Source organism: Kitasatospora sp. NPDC001664, assembly GCF_053596675.1.
This window is the reverse complement of sequence record NZ_JBSFGS010000006.1, coordinates 77,131-90,696: the sequence shown is the minus strand read 5'-3', so window position 1 is coordinate 90,696 and position 13,566 is coordinate 77,131. Positions and strand designations below refer to the sequence as shown.

At 71.0% G+C, this 13,566-nt stretch carries 13 protein-coding genes; 10 read left to right on the top strand and 3 right to left on the bottom strand.

The window, feature by feature from the left end:
* Window positions 1–25: 25 nt before the first annotated feature.
* The 6 genes from ACWCYY_RS10775 (at window position 26) to ACWCYY_RS10750 (ending at window position 8,873) form a co-directional block, all read left to right on the top strand.
* Window positions 26–1,330 (top strand): glycoside hydrolase 5 family protein, encoded by a 1,305-nt coding sequence (locus ACWCYY_RS10775; protein ID WP_449795699.1) that lies wholly within the window; start codon window positions 26–28, stop codon window positions 1,328–1,330.
* A 78-nt stretch (window positions 1,331–1,408) separates the two neighbouring features.
* Window positions 1,409–2,023, top strand: coding sequence for an SGNH/GDSL hydrolase family protein (locus tag ACWCYY_RS10770; RefSeq protein WP_449795698.1), 615 nt, complete (start codon window positions 1,409–1,411; stop codon window positions 2,021–2,023).
* Window positions 2,024–2,084: 61 nt separating this feature from the next.
* Entirely contained in the window at window positions 2,085–3,737 is a 1,653-nt protein-coding gene (locus ACWCYY_RS10765; RefSeq protein ID WP_449795697.1) for a cellulose binding domain-containing protein, read from the top strand.
* Between the two features lie 344 nt (window positions 3,738–4,081).
* Complete coding sequence (locus ACWCYY_RS10760; RefSeq protein WP_449795696.1) at window positions 4,082–5,404, top strand: cellulase family glycosylhydrolase; 1,323 nt, start codon at window positions 4,082–4,084, stop codon at window positions 5,402–5,404.
* 235 nt (window positions 5,405–5,639) lie between these two features.
* Window positions 5,640–7,301, top strand: a complete 1,662-nt coding sequence (locus ACWCYY_RS10755) for a hypothetical protein (RefSeq protein WP_449795695.1) — start codon at window positions 5,640–5,642, stop codon at window positions 7,299–7,301.
* Between the two features lie 1,257 nt (window positions 7,302–8,558).
* A complete protein-coding gene (locus ACWCYY_RS10750) occupies window positions 8,559–8,873 on the top strand; it encodes a DUF3040 domain-containing protein (RefSeq protein ID WP_449795694.1) in 315 nt (104 codons plus the stop codon).
* 24 nt (window positions 8,874–8,897) lie between these two features.
* On the opposite strand, the gene ACWCYY_RS10745 is transcribed toward ACWCYY_RS10750, so the two are convergent.
* The gene (locus ACWCYY_RS10745) at window positions 8,898–9,701 is read right to left on the bottom strand and encodes a SigB/SigF/SigG family RNA polymerase sigma factor (protein WP_449795693.1); all 804 of its coding nucleotides are present in this window, start codon (window positions 9,699–9,701) and stop codon (window positions 8,898–8,900) included.
* A 238-nt stretch (window positions 9,702–9,939) separates the two neighbouring features.
* Here ACWCYY_RS10745 and ACWCYY_RS10740 point away from each other — a divergent pair, with 238 nt between their 5' ends.
* Both ACWCYY_RS10740 and ACWCYY_RS10735 read left to right on the top strand, forming a co-directional pair.
* Entirely contained in the window at window positions 9,940–10,353 is a 414-nt protein-coding gene (locus ACWCYY_RS10740) for an ATP-binding protein (RefSeq protein ID WP_449795692.1), read from the top strand.
* 7 nt (window positions 10,354–10,360) lie between these two features.
* Complete coding sequence (locus ACWCYY_RS10735; protein ID WP_449795691.1) at window positions 10,361–10,849, top strand: DUF6328 family protein; 489 nt, start codon at window positions 10,361–10,363, stop codon at window positions 10,847–10,849.
* Window positions 10,850–10,881: 32 nt separating this feature from the next.
* On the opposite strand, the gene ACWCYY_RS10730 is transcribed toward ACWCYY_RS10735, so the two are convergent.
* The gene (locus tag ACWCYY_RS10730) at window positions 10,882–12,075 is read right to left on the bottom strand and encodes a carboxylate-amine ligase (RefSeq protein ID WP_449795690.1); all 1,194 of its coding nucleotides are present in this window, start codon (window positions 12,073–12,075) and stop codon (window positions 10,882–10,884) included.
* A 588-nt stretch (window positions 12,076–12,663) separates the two neighbouring features.
* Here ACWCYY_RS10730 and ACWCYY_RS10725 point away from each other — a divergent pair.
* Window positions 12,664–12,891 (top strand): DUF6296 family protein, encoded by a 228-nt coding sequence (locus tag ACWCYY_RS10725; protein WP_449795689.1) that lies wholly within the window; start codon window positions 12,664–12,666, stop codon window positions 12,889–12,891.
* Window positions 12,892–12,951: 60 nt separating this feature from the next.
* Window positions 12,952–13,107 (top strand): DUF6131 family protein, encoded by a 156-nt coding sequence (locus ACWCYY_RS10720; protein WP_345290304.1) that lies wholly within the window; start codon window positions 12,952–12,954, stop codon window positions 13,105–13,107.
* Window positions 13,108–13,194: 87 nt separating this feature from the next.
* Here ACWCYY_RS10720 and ACWCYY_RS10715 read toward each other — a convergent pair whose 3' ends face one another.
* Window positions 13,195–13,377 (bottom strand): DUF6479 family protein, encoded by a 183-nt coding sequence (locus tag ACWCYY_RS10715; protein ID WP_345290305.1) that lies wholly within the window; start codon window positions 13,375–13,377, stop codon window positions 13,195–13,197.
* Window positions 13,378–13,566: the final 189 nt, after the last annotated feature.

Genomic DNA, 13,566 nt, shown 5'->3' with positions numbered 1-13,566 from the left:
ACCCACGCTTGTCCGGAGGAGCCCCGTGAACGACCAGCCCCGCACCACCAGCCGCCGCACCCTGCTGGGAGCCGCCGCCCTCAGCCTCGCCACCACCCCCCTGATCGGCGGCACCGCACTCGCCACCACCGGCGCGGGTCAGGAAGCCGAGCAGCAGGGCCGCGGCCGCGAAGACGGCGCGAAGCGCTCGTTCGTCACCGCCAGGGACGCTGAACTGCGCCTGAACGGCCGGAAGTTCCGCTTCGGCGGCACCAACTGCTACTACCTCCACCAGCAGTCCCACTACATGATCGACGCAGTGCTGAACGACGCCGCCACGATGGGCCTGACGGTGATCCGCGCCTGGGCCTTCGCCGACGGTGACGGCCACTCCCACCGCGCCCTGCAGCCGCAGCCGTTCCGGTACGACGAGGCTGCCTTCGACAGCCTCGACTACGCCGTCCACAAGGCCGGGCAGCTCGGCCTGCGGCTGGTCCTCCCTCTGGTCAACAACTGGCCCGACTACGGCGGCATGCGCCAATACGTCTCCTGGTTCCTCGGCCTGCCCGACGACTCCTACGGCGAGGGCGTCAACCACGACCGCTTCTACACCGACGCCAACTGCAAGAAGGCCTACCGGGCCTGGGCCAAGCACGTCATAGGGCGCCGCAACCGCTACACCGGCCTGCGCTACGACGCCGACCCCACCGTCATGGCCTGGGAGCTGGCCAACGAGCCGCGCTGCCGCAGCGACAAGTCCGGTGCCACCCTGCTCGGTTGGGCCCGTGAGATGAGCTCCTACGTCAAGGCGCTGGCCCCGCGCCAGCTGCTCGCGGTGGGCGACGAGGGTTTCTACGGCAAGGCCGGCCACGCCGACTACCCCTACTCCGACTACGAGGGCGCCGACTGGCTGAAGCTCACCGCGCTGCCCTCGATCGACTACGGCACCGTCCACGTCTACCCGCAGAACTGGGGTGAGACCAGCGGCTCCAAGCCCGGCACCGATGCCACCGCCTGGGGCACCCGCTGGATCACCGACCACCTCGCCGACGGCCGCACGCTCCGCAAGCCCGTCGTCGTCGAGGAGTTCGGCCTCCAGATCGACCCCGCCCGCGACATCCCCGACGCCGCCGCCCGCGACGCCGCCTACCGGGCCTGGACCGACGCCGCGCTCGCGAACGGCGCGGCCGGCGACCAGTTCTGGCTGCTCACCTCCCGCGTCGACGACGGCTCCTTCTACCCCGACTACGACGGCCACCGCGTCATGTGGAACAACGACCCCGCCAACCCCACCCAGGCCTGCGCCCAGCTCTTCGCCGCCCACGCGAAGGCGATGACCGCGGCGAGCTGACCCCTCGCCGGCCCCCGACCGCCCGCCGCCCGGTGACCGTCATGCCCGAGCCGCGGGCCCCGCCGTGAGGAGCCCCGCATGCAGCCCCGCGCCACCGTTCTCTTCCAGGGCGACAGCATCACCGAGGCCGGCCGCGACCGCGCCCGCCCGGAGGACCTCGGCCACGGCTACGCCGCGCTGGCCGCCGCCGCGCTGCCCGGCGCCCCGCAGGTGCTCAACCGGGGCGTCGGCGGAGACCGCCTCGCCGACCTGCGCGAGCGCTGGGAGGCCGACACCCTCGCCCACCGCCCGGCCCTGGTCTCCGTCCTGATCGGCGTCAACGACACCTGGCGCCGCCACGACCAGGGGCTGCCCAGCCCGGTCGGCACCTGGGAGCGCGACTACCACCGGCTGCTCACCAACCTGCGCGGGCACTGCGCCCCTCGGCTGCTGCTGATCGAACCGTTCCTGCTGCCGGTGCGGGCGGAGCAGTGGAGCTGGCGGGCCGACCTCGACGCCCGGATCCAGGCCGTCCGCCGCCTCGCCACCGCCCACGACGCCCGCCTGCTGGCCGCCGACGGTCTGCTCAACCAGGCAGCCCGCACCGCAGGCGACCCCACCCTGATCGCGGCCGACGGCGTCCACCCCACCCCGCTCGGCCACCGCCTGCTCGCCGACGCCTGGCTGGCCCTGACAGCCGCCCCCAACGCCTGACGCGTCGTCACCGGCGCGTCACCGCACCACCACCCCCACCCATGGCACGAAAGGAACCTCCGTGTACCAGAGACTCCGGACCCGCCGCACCTCGAACCTCGCGCCGACGGCCGTCCTGCTCGCCGCCGCCCTCGCCGCCACCGGCCTGACCCTCGGCCGGGCCAGCACCGCCCAGGCCGACACCGCCGGGTCGTTCGCCACCCGCTGCGGCGTCCACTTCTGCCTGGACGGCAAGGAGTACTACTTCGCGGGCACCAACACCTACGACTTCTTCACCTACGGGTCGGCCTCCGGCGACACCGAGTCGCAGTTCATGGACAAGGCCCGCATCGACGCCCAGTTCGCCAACCTGAAGGCGGACAAGGTCGACGTGGCGCGGCTGTGGATGTTCAACCACGAGAACTGGCACGGCTTCGAGACATCCGAGGGCGTCTACGACGAGCAGCAGTTCGCCCTGTTCGACTACGTCATCGAGTCGGCCAAGGCCCACGGCGTCCGACTGGTCCCGGTGTTCGAGAACTACTGGGAGGCGTACGGCGGCATCGACGCCCGCCTTCGCTGGGAGGGCCTGTCCGGCGGCCAGCCCGCCCGGGCCGCGTTCTTCGACAAGGCCCGCTGCCCCGGCTGCTTCACCTCCTACAAGAACTACGTGTCCTACGCGCTGAACCGGGTCAACCACTACAGCGGCGTCAAGTACAAGGACGACCCGACCGTCTTCGCCTGGGACCTGATGAACGAGCCCCGTTACGAGGGCCAGAGCCAGGCCGAGAACGTCAACGGCACCACCCTGCGGGCCTGGGTCGACGAGATGGGCGCGTTCGTCAAGGGCATCGACTCCAAGCACCTGCTGGGTGTCGGCCTCGAAGGGCACGGCACCGAGTACGGCTTCGGCGGCGACGAGGGCAACCCCTTCGTCCACGTGCAGCAGTCGCCGTACATCGACTACACCTCCGCCCACCCCTACCCCACCGAACACTGGGCGGACCTGGACATCCAGGAGACCAAGGCCCTGGTCCGCTCCTGGATCAGCGACTCCCACGAAAAGGTCGGAAAGCCCTTCTACATGGGCGAGTTCAACGTGCACAACGTCGACCGCTCGGCGTGGTGGCGCGAGATCTACGCGGACTTCGAGGCGGCCGGCGGTGACGGAAGCGCGTTCTGGTGGTACTCGGACCGCAACATCGACGGCAAGTTCGGCGTGCTGCCGGGCGCGCCCGAGCTCGCCGTCTTCCGTGACCACTCCGAGCGGATGCGCGCCAAGTCGGGCCTGGTGACCGGCACCCCGAGCCCGAGCTCCTCCGCCTCCCCCAACGAGCCGTCCCCCTCCGCCAGCGAGTCCGCCTCGACTCCGCCCTCGCCCTCCGCGCCGTCCACCTCCCCCGTGCCGGCGGCCGGCTGCGCGGTGCACTACGGCCTCTCCGACTGGGGCGGCAGCTTCAACGGCGACGTCACCGTCAAGAACACCGGCGGCACCAGCGTCAACGGCTGGCAGCTGGTCTTCTCCTTCCCCGGGGACCAGCGCGTCACCGCCATGTGGAATGCCGTGAGCGCGCAGTCCGGCAAGCAGGTGACGGCCACCAACCCGGGCTCCTACAACACCGTCATCGCGGCCGGAGCCAGCGTGAACTTCGGCTTCAGCGGCACCTCTACCCCCGGCACCAACGGCGTGCCCTCCTCCTTCGCCCTCAACGGGGAGACCTGCAGCACCTACTGACGGCAACCTTGTATTAACTGGTTCAGTTCACCTCAGAGTGAAAGCCGTCCAGGGCCCAGCTGAGCTCCGATCATCTCAACTGAACAGCACCATCCCGTTCGACCGCATGCTTCTGACACTCAATTAATCGGTTAAGTCAGATCCGTTGACCACCGACTGATGGTGTGTCAGCATCTCGAAGACGACGAGGACCGACTCCCCGCCCCCACCCCCGGCGGGTCGACCGGCCGGACGTCGACCAGCGGCTTGCCCGCGCTCCCTCCGCCTGTCCCAGCCCCAGCAGGGCCCTGCTTTCGACATGGCGGCGGGCCGGCCGTACCCCCACCCACGATTCGAGGAGAGCCATGAACCCGTCGCAGAGCCGCAGAGCGCTCACGACGATCGGTGCGGCGATCGCAGCCGCCTTCGGTCTGCTGATCGCCGTGTTCGGATTCGCCCCGGGCAGCGCCCAGGCCGCCGCCACCGGCATCCACGTCAGCAACGGCCGCATCCTGGAGGCCAACGGGAACCAGTTCGTGATGCGCGGGGTCAACCACGCGTACACCTGGTACTCCGGGCAGACCACCGCGATCGCCGACATCGCCGCCAAGGGCGCCAACACCGTCCGCGTCGTGCTCAGCAACGGCGACCGCTGGACCCGCACCAGCTCCGCGCAGATCTCCACCCTCATCGGCCAGTGCAAGGCCGCCAAGGTCATCTGCGTCCTGGAGGTCCACGACGCCACCGGCTACGGCGAGGACGCCACCGCCACCACCCTCGACCGGGCTGCCCAGTTCTGGGTCGACAACAAGAGCGTCCTGAACGGCCAGGAGGCCTACGTAGTCGTCAACATCGCCAACGAGCCCTGGGGCAACAGCGGTTACACCGCCTGGACCGCCGCCACCAAGAACGCCATCGGCAAGCTCCGCGGGGCCGGCCTGCGCCACGCCCTGATGGTCGACGGCCCGAACTGGGGCCAGGACTGGTCCAACACCATGCGCGACAACGCCGCCTCGGTCTTCGCCGCCGACCCGGACCGCAACACCGTCTTCTCCATCCACATGTACGGCGTCTACGACACCGCCGCCGAGGTCCAGGCCTACCTCCGCAGCTACGTCAACGCCGGACTGCCCATCGTGGTCGGCGAGTTCGGTGCCAACCACAGCGACGGCAACCCCGACGAGGACGCCATCATGGCCACCGCCCAGTCCCTCCAGGTCGGCTACATCGGCTGGTCCTGGAGCGGCAACGGCGGCGGCGTCGAGTACCTCGACCTGGTCAACAACTTCGACAAGAACTCCCTGACCACCTGGGGCAACCGCTTCTTCAACGGTGCCAACGGCATCGCCGCCACCGCCCGCCCCGCCACCATCTACGACCGGCCCACCCAGTCGCCCTCGCCGTCCCAGTCCCCGCTGCCCACCAAGGCGCCGAACGGCTACCCCTACTGCGCCAGCGCCTCCTCCGACCCCGACGGCGACGGCTGGGGCTGGGAGAACAGCGCCTCCTGCGTCGTCCGCGGCAGCCGCGCCGACACCGGCACCACCCCGTCCCAGTCCCCGCTGCCCACCAAGGCGCCGAACGGCTACCCGTACTGCGCCAGCGCCTCCTCCGACCCGGACGGCGACGGCTGGGGCTGGGAGAACAGCGCCTCCTGCGTCGTCCGCGGCAGCCGCGCCGACTTCTGACCGCTCCCCCGGTCAGCAGAGCGCTGAGGTGTGCCACCCCCTGTCTCCCCCCCGGGGGGGGTGGCAAGCCTCGGCTTCTGGCTCGCGCCTACGGCCGCGTGGCCAGCTTCCACCGCACCGCACCCAGCGGTACCCGAACAGGTCCTGGCCCGGCACTTACTGCCCTGCCGAGCACATGGAGCAGAAGCCCCGACCAGTTGCTGCGCTGCACCTCAATACTCGGTAGCGTGATCCGATGGTGCAGATTCCGTGGGGCGATCTGGCGTCGCAGCCGAAGGCAGTCGAGAACCTGATCAGCATGCTGCTCATACGCCTGCACCCGAACGCCGTGCCGGTGGACGGCACCGGCGGCGACGGCGGCCGGGACCTCTTCGAGTACACCGAAACTGGCGCACTCATGAACTACGAGATCAAGTCCTTCACCGGCAGGATGACGAAGGGCCGGCGCCAGCAGGTCACCGACTCCCTGAGGTCAACTGCTCGCCACCAGCCGGATCACTGGGACCTCCTGGTCCCGATCGACGCCAACCCCGCCGAGGCGCAGTGGTTCGACAGCCTGCGCAGCCAGTTCCCCTTCGTCCGGAACTGGCACGGCCTCACCTGGCTGAACACCCACTTCGCCGCACACCCCGACCTGGTGCGCTACGCCGTCTACAGTGACAGCGACGAACTTGTGAGGCTCATCGCCGAAACCCGCGCCGAGCAGGACGTGATGCTGCGTGGGATACCCGATCTCGCGGCCCGACATGCAGCTCTGGCTGCCCGCTCCAAGGAACTGTCGCCGCACTACGAACTCACCATCCAGACCGCTGACACCGGCGAGCCCATCGTCCACATCTCGCCCAAGAGCGCGCACATTCCCGAGGAGGAGGAGATCTCCTTCAACGGGCAGATCGTCTTTTCGACGGTGGACCCCGCACAGGACTCCCGGCGCCGGGAGTTCGAGGAAGCACTCAAGTTCGGCGGTGCCGACGTCCACATCCCTACGGAGAACCTGAGAGACCTCTCCGTCACCGCACCGGCTTCCCTCGGAATCACCGGCACTGCCGACGGAGGCTCCCTGACCCTGCTGTCCAACATCCAGCCACTGCCCGAGCCGATCACCGCCACACTCATGGTCAGGCCGCACTCAGGTCCCCCGTCCGCGTCCGTCCACCTGACCTTCGACCACCGCTCCACCGGGACAGCGGGCGGCCGGCTCTACGGGGCCGACGCAGCCGGCGTCATCCGAGCCCAGTTCCAACTGGAGATGGACACCCGCCGCTCGCGGCTGAACGTGACATTCATCCCGCCCGAGCGCGGAATGCCTCACGTCTACCTGCCCGCGCTGCGCCTGGCGTCCACGATGCTGCCCGGCTGCACGCTCGAGTTCGAACTGCACCATCACGGGGGGAAGGTCTCCGGCCCCATCTCCGGCCACCTGATCCCGCCCGACGCCGCACGATGGTGGTTCAACGCCTTCAACGATCTCGCCCAACTCCAAGAGCTGACCGGGCACTACTTCCCCGTCACCCCCGAAGACCTCAACCCCCACGAGGTTCGCGAGATCAAGGAGACGCTCGCGCTCCTAAACGGCGAACACGTCCAAGTCCCGAGCACTGTGATCACCGTGACCGTCACCAGCCACGAGGCGCTGGACCAGCTCGAGGGAAACGAGAACGTCCGGCTCGCCGCAGTCCACCCCAACGTCGTCCACGAGATCAGCAAGACTCGGATCGACCTGGGCCCGATGGTCCAGGTCGTGGAAGCCAGGCCAGCCACCAACCTCCCCCAGGCACGCCATCAGCTCGACCGCACGGGCGAGGCGACTGTCACCTTCCCGATCTCGCCGGAGACGCCCCCTATCCGCTACCTCGGCAGTGCCCTCCCGGGCCAACAAACTCCGACCGGAACCTGATCCTGCTGCAAACACACCAACTTTCCCCTACCACCACGCACCGGCCAATTTGCGTCCTAGGGGACACCCTGGGGACCACGCGTTGTAGGTCGTAGTTCCAGATGTGCAATTCCGTGAACGAAAAACCCGTGCTGTCTACCCTATGACGTGTGCACACGCGCACCGGAGGGCGACTGGGGGTCAAGGGGTCGCAGGTTCAAATCCTGTCGTCCCGACGCAAGTCGGATGGGCCGTTGGCCGGGAGAAATCCCAGGCCAGCGGCCTTTTGCGTGACAGTCGATCCGAGACCGGGCGATTCGGTTCGCATGCTGCTTGGGACCACTTTGGGACCAACTCACCACGAGTGCCCTTTGAATTGGGGCACAGTGGCCCGAAATGCCCGCTCCTCCAATCACCCTGAGTGACTGCCATCAATCCGCAGCGGTTCTGGCAGAAATCGACCGCACATGGCGGGAGTTGGCCACACCTGACGGTCACTCAACTGGCGGGCTCGTGTTGAAAACAGCTCGCTGGCCTTGCCGGCCGCTGTACCTCCGCCCTCGCGGGGGAACTGGCCGAGCTGGTGCCGAGCCACGCTCGTCACCAGCTCTACCTCCGCCCGTGCGGAGGCGACTACCTCTTCGTCGCCGGCACCTGCGGCCGGGGCGCTCCACCTCCGCCGCGCAGGGGGGACGTCCAGCACGTCCGGTCGTCGGTCGAAGTCACCGCTCAGGGCCGACGCCATACGCGCGATCGAGGCCAGCTACCAGGCCACCAAGGCGGGACAAGCGGTCACCGTGTGCCCGTACCTGCGTGTCGCGTGGCATCGGCTACGGCCTGGCGGGCAACGGCGTGGTGGCTCTGGTCGGCGCGCTCGGCGGGCACCTGGCCCACCGCTCGACCGACCCGTCCCTGGCCGTGGATTAGCGCGCCGCCTCGGTCGGAGTCTTGGCCGACGGAGTCCGACCGTCCGAGACCCCGGAAGCGCGGATGACCGCCGAGGGCGCTCCGCCGCCGGCCCACGAGGAGCTCGAGACGGGGCGTGACGGCCCTGAGTTCGCCGTCACCGATCCGGGCCGCCACGGACCAGGGCCTAACCGCTCTCGCAGGCAAGGGACTTGACCCTCGTTCGACGCTTGCCTGCAGCGGAGAGGCGCGACGGTGGTCTCGGGCCGTCGCATCTGGTCGGGGCGGTACCGATCCGCGGGACGGCATGTCTGCCACGTCCTGGGGAAGACGCCTGGCTACGCGGCTGCCGGTGCGGTGAGGTGAGCGCAGATGAGCGCGAGGTTCTCCGGGTGGGAGAAGAAGATGCTGGTCGACATCGAGGCCGGGCTGCGCCAGGACCGGAAACTGGAGCGTCGGCTGCGGACGTGGCGGGCCGGGCCGTGCTGGTCGGTGTGGTGCAGCGTCCGCATGACCGTGGTCCTGGCCGTGGCGTTGCTCGTGGCATCGGTGGGCGCGTTCGTGGCGGCCGGGGCGCTGGGTCAGGGCGGGCTCGTGCCAGCCGGGGCGCTGGCCGCTGTCGGTGTGGTGTGGGCGGCGCGCCGGGCCGTCACCCTGCGGGGGCTGCGTCGTCACCGGCGCACCTGAGCCTGGTCGGTGGCCGGGCGACCGTCAGCCGGTGAGGGCGGCGCGTAGGTCGGTGAGGGTGTGGCTGAGGAGGCGGGAGACGTGCATCTGGGACAGGCCGAGGCGGCGGCCTATCTCGGCCTGGGTGAGGTCGCCGGTGAAGCGCAGGGCGAGGACAGCGCGTTCGCGTTCGGGCAGGGTGGCGATCAGCGGTTTGAGGGACTGGATGTCGTCGACGGTGACGAAGGACGGGTCCTCGTGGCCGAGGCGCCGGTCCACCGCACCGGGGTGCTCGTCTTCGTCGTCGCCGGGGGTGTGGGCGTCGAGTGAGCCGGCGGTGCGGGCGGTGGCGACCGCGATGCCGTCGGCTACGCCTTGTTCGGTCAGGCCGGTGTGTGCGGCGAGTTCGGTGTTGTCGGGCGGGCGGCCGAGGGTCTGCTCGAGTTCGTCGGTGGCCTGGGCGACCGCGAGGCGGGCTTCCTGGAGGCTGCGGGGGACGTGGACGGCCCAGGTGGTGTCGCGGAAGAAGCGGCGCATCTCGCCGAGGACGGTGGGCAGCGCGAAGGTGGCGAACTCGACGCCCCGGTCGGGGTCGAAGCGGTCGATGGCCTTGATCAGTCCGACCATGCCGGTCTGGAGGATGTCCTCCATCGGTTCGTGGCTGCTGCGGAAGCGGCGGGCGGCGAAGCGGACCAGGGACATGTTGAGCTCGATCAGGGTGCCGCGGACGTAGGAGTACGTCTCGCTGCCCGGTTCGGCCTCGGCCAGTCGGCGGAACAGCTCCCTGGACAGCTCGCGGGCGTCACCGGTGCTGACCGTGCTCGGGTTCGCGATGATCTCGGGTGCCATCAGGTCTTCCTTCCGCAGGCCCCCGTTCTTGCTCCTGCCCGGTTGGGCTGCGGGGAATCACCGCAGGCCCGATGATGTGCCTACCTGGTGGCCGCTCCGGGGGATGGACCGCGCCTGTCCGGGCAGGCGCACGGCAGGGAGTGATCGCGGCAGTGGCCAGAGCGGGGTGAGGTGAGAGCAGGTGGCTTCGGATCCCATGGCTTCGTCCCGGCCGGCCGGAACGCCTTCGGTGCGTCCGGTGGAGGTCGATCTGGCGGCGGAACCGCACCCGGTCATGGTGGCGCGCCGTACGGTGCGCGGTGCCCTGGCCGTCGCCTCGGTGCCCGAGCCGGCCTGCGAGGACGCGGTGCTGGTGACCGGTGAACTGGTCGCCAACGCCGCACTGCACGGTGGCGGGCCCGGCCTGCTGAGGCTGACGGTGCTGGACGACGGGGCGCTGCGCATCGAGGTGACCGATTCCGGCCCGGGCCTTCCGCAGCGTAGGCCGGCCTCCCCCGGGCGGCCCGGCGGGCACGGCCTGCAGGTGGTCCACCTGCTCAGCCGCGACTGGGGCACCATGGCCGTGCCGGGCGGCAAGACGGTGTGGGCCGAGATCCCGGGCGACGCCCCGCAGGCGCCGGGCGGGCCGCCGAAGGCAGGTGAGGGCGGGTGAGGTTGCGGTGAAGGAGCAGCCGGGCGGCCGTGACGGCGGGCGCGACGAGACGGCGGAGGAGCGGGCGGACCGCCGGTGGGACGAGCTGCTCCAGGAGGTGCGGATCGCCCAGACCGGTGCCCAGATCATGTTCGGCTTCCTGCTCACCGTGGCCTTCACCCCGCGCTTCGCCACCATCGACGGATTCGAGCGGGCCCTGTACGCGACGGTGGTGACCCTCGGGGCGTTCGCCGTCGGGGCGCTGATCGCCCCGGTCTCCTACCACCGGCTGCTGACCGGCGAGCACGTCAAGGCCCGGATGGTCGACGCCGCCGCCCGCCTGGTCTCGCTCGGTCTGGTGCTGCTGGCCGTCACGGTCTGCGCGGCCCTGTTCCTGCTGCTCAGGGTGGCCGGGCTGGGCTGGGCCGCCTGGGCGATCGCCGGGGGCGTGGCGGCCTGGTTCGCGCTGTGCTGGGTGCTGCTGCCGGTGAGCGTGCTGCGCCGCAAGGGCCGGTGAGGGCGGCGCGGCCGCCTCTCGAACGCGGCCTCTCAGGCGTGGCCGGTGAAGGTGGCCACGAGGGAGTCCACCACGTCTTCGGCGCGGCCGCGTCGGCCGAGTGCTGCGCGTTGCCGCTCGGCGCCCGTGCCCTCGCGCAGCGTCCGCTCCAGCAGGGCGGTGACCGTGGTCAGGTCTCCGGCGGCGGCCAGCCCGGGGCCTGCGTACTCGACCAGGTGGTCCAGCAGGTGCCGTTGGTGCGTCGTCCGGCCCGAGTGCGGGTCCAGGCCCTGGCCCGCGAGACCGGCGCGGGCCGCGCAGCCGTGCGCGGCCCGCAGCAGGGCGTCGGACACGGCCGGGACCGGGCGGCCCTCCAGGACGTCGCGGCGCAGCCGGGCGACCAGGCCGCGGGTGAGGCCGGCGAGCAGCACGGTGGTGTCCGGGTCGGCGCTGACGTCGGCGATCCGCACCTCCAGGGTGGGCACGTGCTCGGAGGGGCGGGCGTACCAGTAGATCATCCGGCGGTCGAGCAGCAGGCGGGAGCTCACCAGGGAGTCGGCGAGGGCCTCGTAGGCCGCGGCGTCGAGGACGGGGATGGGGCCGACGGTGGGCCAGCGGGCCCAGCAGAGTGCGCGCCAGCTGGCGTGGCCGGTGTCCTTGCCCTGGCAGACGGGCGAGTTGGCGGCCAGGGCCTGCAGGGCCGGGAGCCAGGGCCGCAGGTGGGCGCCGAGCAGCAGGGCCTCGGGCTTGTCGCGGACACCGAGGTGGATGTGGCAGCCGCACACGGTGCCCGTGCGGTGGTCCGCGACGGAGCCGACGTGACGGGCCATCAGGCGGTAGCGCGGGGTGTCGGTGACCGGGACCGGGGTGGTGGCGGCGAGCGGGGCGCAGCCCGAGCCGATGACGTGGCAGCCCGAGTCGGCGGCGGCCCGTGCCACCGAGTCGCGCAGCCGCAGCAGTTGGGCGCGGAGGTCGGGCAGGGTGATGACCGGTTCGGTGCAGACCTCGAGCTGGCAGGTGTAGAACTCGGCCTGGAGCAGCGCACCCAGTCCGTGCTCGCCTGCCAGCACCTCCGGGGCCCGGGCGACCGGGGCCCGGGAGTCCGGGTCGACGAGCAGGAACTCCTCCTCGACGCCGAGGGTGGGCACCAGTGCCGCGCCGGCGCGGCGCCGGGGAGAGTCCGCCGGCTGCGGGGGACGGTCGGGTACCGGGTCGGCGCGGAGCCGGGTGCGGGCTTGCACGGCCACGGTGAGCCTCCGGGGACGAGCCGCGCGGGCGGACCTGGTCTGCTCCGCGGCCGCCCTGGTGGCCGGGTGGAAAGGAGTGACAGGCAGCGGTTGCCCGGGCTGCGCGGTGACAAACACTGGCCGCCGGTCTCGGGGAGCGCTGCCTGCCCGCCAGGGATGTCGGGGCGGGACGGCGGCCGACCCTGGAATCACGCACCGTCGCGGGCGAGCGGGCACCTGCCAGGTCCAGCCTTGGACGACCCGCGCCGGTGGCGGGCGGAACCACCGACGGGCCCTTCGGGCGGAACCGTCCCGGAGGGGTGAAGGCTCGGACTCTCGCCGGCTGATTGCCGGAGCCGAAGCCGGGCAGGTTGTGACCGGACCGCTTTCCCCTCCGAGAGGGGGTCCGACCATGTCCAAGCCGTCCAACACGGCACGAACCGCGAGCTCGGCCTCGCGCGCCCCGCACGAGCACCGGCCGGTGCACCGCCTCCCACCTCGGGGGCACGCCCATCCCCCCGGCGGCGGACGGTGGTGGGAAGCGCGCTCGCGCCTCCTCGCCGCGCTCGCGACCACCGGCGGCCGACCGTCGCACGGTCGGTGAGGGCCGTGGACGTCCCGACGCGTTACGTGATCACCCTGCCAGGCCGGCCTGGCTCGCACCGCCCTCAGGAGGCGGTGATCGTCCACGCCACCGGCGAGATGAGCGAGTGGGGCCGGCCCGTCTTCGCGGCCGGGGCCCTGCGGGTCGACATCGCGGACGGCATCGCCCACGTGCTGGCCGCCGCTACCGGGCCGAACGGCCACACCTGCCTGCCCGCCACTCCCCTGCTCTGACGGCGGACGGCACCACACAGCGGGGGAACGGACATAAGTCCTCGACCGGAGAAGGCAACCATGATCCTCCTTGGAGTGCTCCTGCTCATCATCGGATTCGTCACCGGCATCTCGATCCTGTGGACGATCGGCCTGGTGCTCGTCGTCATCGGCCTGGTGCTGTGGATCGCCGGAGCCCTGGGCCACGCGGTCGGCGGCCGCAACCACTACTGGTGAGTCCTCCTCCCGGAACACCCCGGACGCTGACGCACCTGCTCAGGTCCGCCACCCGTACGTAACGGGTGGCGGACCTGAGCAGGTGCGTCAGCGTCGGCCACCCCGCCGGTGCAGGCCGGTGGGCGGCGGTTCACGGTCCTTGCGACGCTGGCCGAGGACGAAGGCGGAGAGGATCACGACGACGATCAGCACGCCGGCCAGGATCAGCCACAGCGCGCTGCCGCCGGCTCCGGCGAGCTGGGTCTGCAGTGCGAAGTCCTTGATGTCCATGCCTGGCGCGTTTCCGGATCGACGACGAGGAAACATCGGCGCACGGTCGTCCGGCCGGCATCCGTTCCGCCCTGCCCGGGGTGAACCCCGCCCCGGCCGGGCAGGCGCCCGGCGACCCGTTTGGCGAGGCAGTGCCGTGAGCAGCGACCAACACGTTCCGCAGGATCCGGCCCGGCGGTACCCCCACAG

Excerpts from the sequence above, each read along its gene's own strand:
- ACWCYY_RS10755 (WP_449795695.1), top strand. The coding sequence starts at position 5,640 with ATGGTGCAGATTCCGTGGGGCGATCTGGCGTCGCAGCCGAAGGCAGTC.
- ACWCYY_RS10750 (WP_449795694.1), top strand. The coding sequence starts at position 8,559 with ATGAGCGCGAGGTTCTCCGGGTGGGAGAAGAAGATGCTGGTCGACATC.
- ACWCYY_RS10770 (WP_449795698.1), top strand. The coding sequence starts at position 1,409 with ATGCAGCCCCGCGCCACCGTTCTCTTCCAGGGCGACAGCATCACCGAG.
- ACWCYY_RS10760 (WP_449795696.1), top strand. The coding sequence starts at position 4,082 with ATGAACCCGTCGCAGAGCCGCAGAGCGCTCACGACGATCGGTGCGGCG.
- ACWCYY_RS10720 (WP_345290304.1), top strand. The coding sequence starts at position 12,952 with ATGATCCTCCTTGGAGTGCTCCTGCTCATCATCGGATTCGTCACCGGC.
- ACWCYY_RS10745 (WP_449795693.1), bottom strand. The coding sequence starts at position 9,701 with ATGGCACCCGAGATCATCGCGAACCCGAGCACGGTCAGCACCGGTGAC.
- ACWCYY_RS10715 (WP_345290305.1), bottom strand. The coding sequence starts at position 13,377 with ATGGACATCAAGGACTTCGCACTGCAGACCCAGCTCGCCGGAGCCGGC.